This is a genomic window from Ramlibacter sp. (assembly GCF_035554825.1).
Lineage (GTDB): Bacteria > Pseudomonadota > Gammaproteobacteria > Burkholderiales > Burkholderiaceae_C > Ramlibacter.
This window is the reverse complement of record NZ_DATMHS010000038.1, coordinates 1-2,038: the sequence shown is the minus strand read 5'-3', so window position 1 is coordinate 2,038 and position 2,038 is coordinate 1. Positions and strand designations below refer to the sequence as shown.

Here is a 2,038-nt window from a genome sequence, read left to right as displayed (position 1 = left end):
CCCCTCCCCAATCAAAAATTTCGTTGATGACATTCCAGTACTTCCCCTCCAGGCGTACCTCGATTTCCTTCGGGATGGGTGCGCCGCCCTCCCGGCACAGCTCCATCGCAAAGTCCACGGTCTGGCACGGCATCATGCCGCGCCGGTTGAACCACTTGATCGCATGCTTGCGCACGAACGGGCGCGGGTCTTCCACCGGCACGAATTGCGTGTAGGTTTTCAGCGGCCCGCACTGGTAGACCACGCGCAGCTTCGGCGGCTGGCCCGTCTTCTCGAAGCGGTAATAGCGCACGGCGGTCACGGGCAGGCGCAGCGGCTTTTGCAGCGCGGCGATCAGCGGCGCGTCGTCGGCTTCCTCGTCGTGCTCGATGCGGCGTTCCATCTCGAATTCATGGCCGCACTGGTCGCATACGCGCAGCGCCACATGCACCAAGGCCTGGCACTGCGGGCATTCCTTGGCGGGCGTGACGGTGACGCCCTTCTTGCCGGTCTTCTTGTCTTTCTTGATCTGGATCGCGTCCAGCGGCCCGTGGCGCAGCACGTTGCCGGCGAAGTCGAGCACCAGGCAATCGGTCTTGCTGGAGTCCAGGCGCAGTCCGCGCCCCAGCATTTGCACGTACAGGCCCGTGCTCAGGGTCGGGCGCAGCAGCGCGATCAGGCTGATGGCGGGGTGGTCGAAGCCGGTGGTGAGCACATCGGCGTTCGTGACGGCCTGCAGGCGCCCGGCCTTGAAGTCGCCCAGGATGCGATCGCGCTCGGCGGTGGGCGTGTCGCCGCACACCATTTCCGCCGCAATGCCATAGCCGCGCAGGCAATGCGCCACATGCTCGGCATGCGCCACGCCGCAGCAAAAGAACAGCCACGATTGACGCGCCTGGCCGTAGGCGATCACTTCGCGGCAGGCGCCATCGATCAGGTGCCACTGGTCCATGCGGTCGGCCAGCTCGGCCGGCACGAACTCCCCACCGCGGCGATGCAGCCCGGAAAGATCGGCTTTCGTCTTGCCGCCTTTGGGCACCAGCGGGCACAAATAGCCTTCGCGGATCAGCCGGCCGACATCGGCGGAATAGGCGATGTCCGTAAAAATCCGGTTCTCGCCCTCGATGATCAGGCCCGAATCCATGCGGTACGGCGTCGCGGAAAACCCCACCACCTTCAGGTACGGGTTGAATTCCTTCAGGCTGTACAGGAAACGGCGGTACATGCCGCCGTCCGCGCTGCCGATCAGGTGGCATTCATCGATCAGGGCCAGGTCGACCGGCGCGAACTTGCCGGGGTGGCGGTAGACCGACTGGATGCCGGCCACGGTGATCTGGTTGCGCTCGAAGCGGTCCAGCCCGGCAGACCAGACGCCCACCGGCGCGCCGGGCCAGACGCGCGTGATCGCGGCGGCGTCCTGCTCGATCAGCTCGCGCCGGTGCGTCAGCACCATGATGGTCGTGTCCGGGTAGTCGCTGCAGACGCGGTGCGTGAAGCCGCCGATCACCAGGCTCTTGCCGCTGCCCGTGGGTAAATCCACCACGGGATTGCCGGCGGCCTTGGCGAAGTAGTCGTACAGCGCGTCGATCGCCTCGCGCTGGTAATAGCGCAGATCGATCATTTGGCGGGCAGGTGCAGGCTGGGCAGCTCCAGGAAGTCGTCGGCGCCATCGCGCCGGCCGCGCGCGCTGGGGATGTACTTGGCCGACAGCGGGCGGAACGGCGGCGGCGTGGACGGCTTCACGATTTCACCGACATACTTTTCCTTCGGTGTGTTGTCGAGGACAAACTTCAGGCCGTTGGGGGTGATGTGCCACGCATTGCCGATCTTGTAGATGTAATGCCTGGTTTCGAGCTTCGTGTATTCCGCCTTGATGCGGTGCGTCGGCAAGCCGAAGTCGCCATGCTCCAGGATGCCTTGCCCCATCGTCAGCGCGCCATTCTTCTCTAGCGTCTGCAGAATCTTGTAGCCAATCGATTCATGCACGGGGATCGGCGCCGTCATGTGCTCTCCTGGATTTTGCCGCCGAACGCGAGGCGCAGCGCGTCAATCTCCGGGT

The 2,038-nt window shown here is 64.8% G+C and carries 2 protein-coding genes; both read right to left on the bottom strand.

What is annotated here, in order from left to right; translation table 11 throughout:
- The coding region (locus VNT59_RS03595) for a DEAD/DEAH box helicase (protein ID WP_325496703.1) at positions 1 to 1,600 on the bottom strand (1,600 nt) is incomplete at its 3' end.
- On the bottom strand, positions 1,597 to 1,983 hold the full coding sequence (locus tag VNT59_RS03590) for a hypothetical protein (RefSeq protein WP_325496701.1): 387 nt from the start codon (positions 1,981 to 1,983) through the stop codon (positions 1,597 to 1,599). The genes VNT59_RS03595 and VNT59_RS03590, both read right to left, overlap by 4 nt.
- Positions 1,984 to 2,038: the final 55 nt, after the last annotated feature.

Bases quoted from the DNA above. Each gene is read 5' to 3' on its own strand.
- VNT59_RS03590 (WP_325496701.1), bottom strand. From the start codon at position 1,983: ATGACGGCGCCGATCCCCGTGCATGAATCGATTGGCTACAAGATTCTG.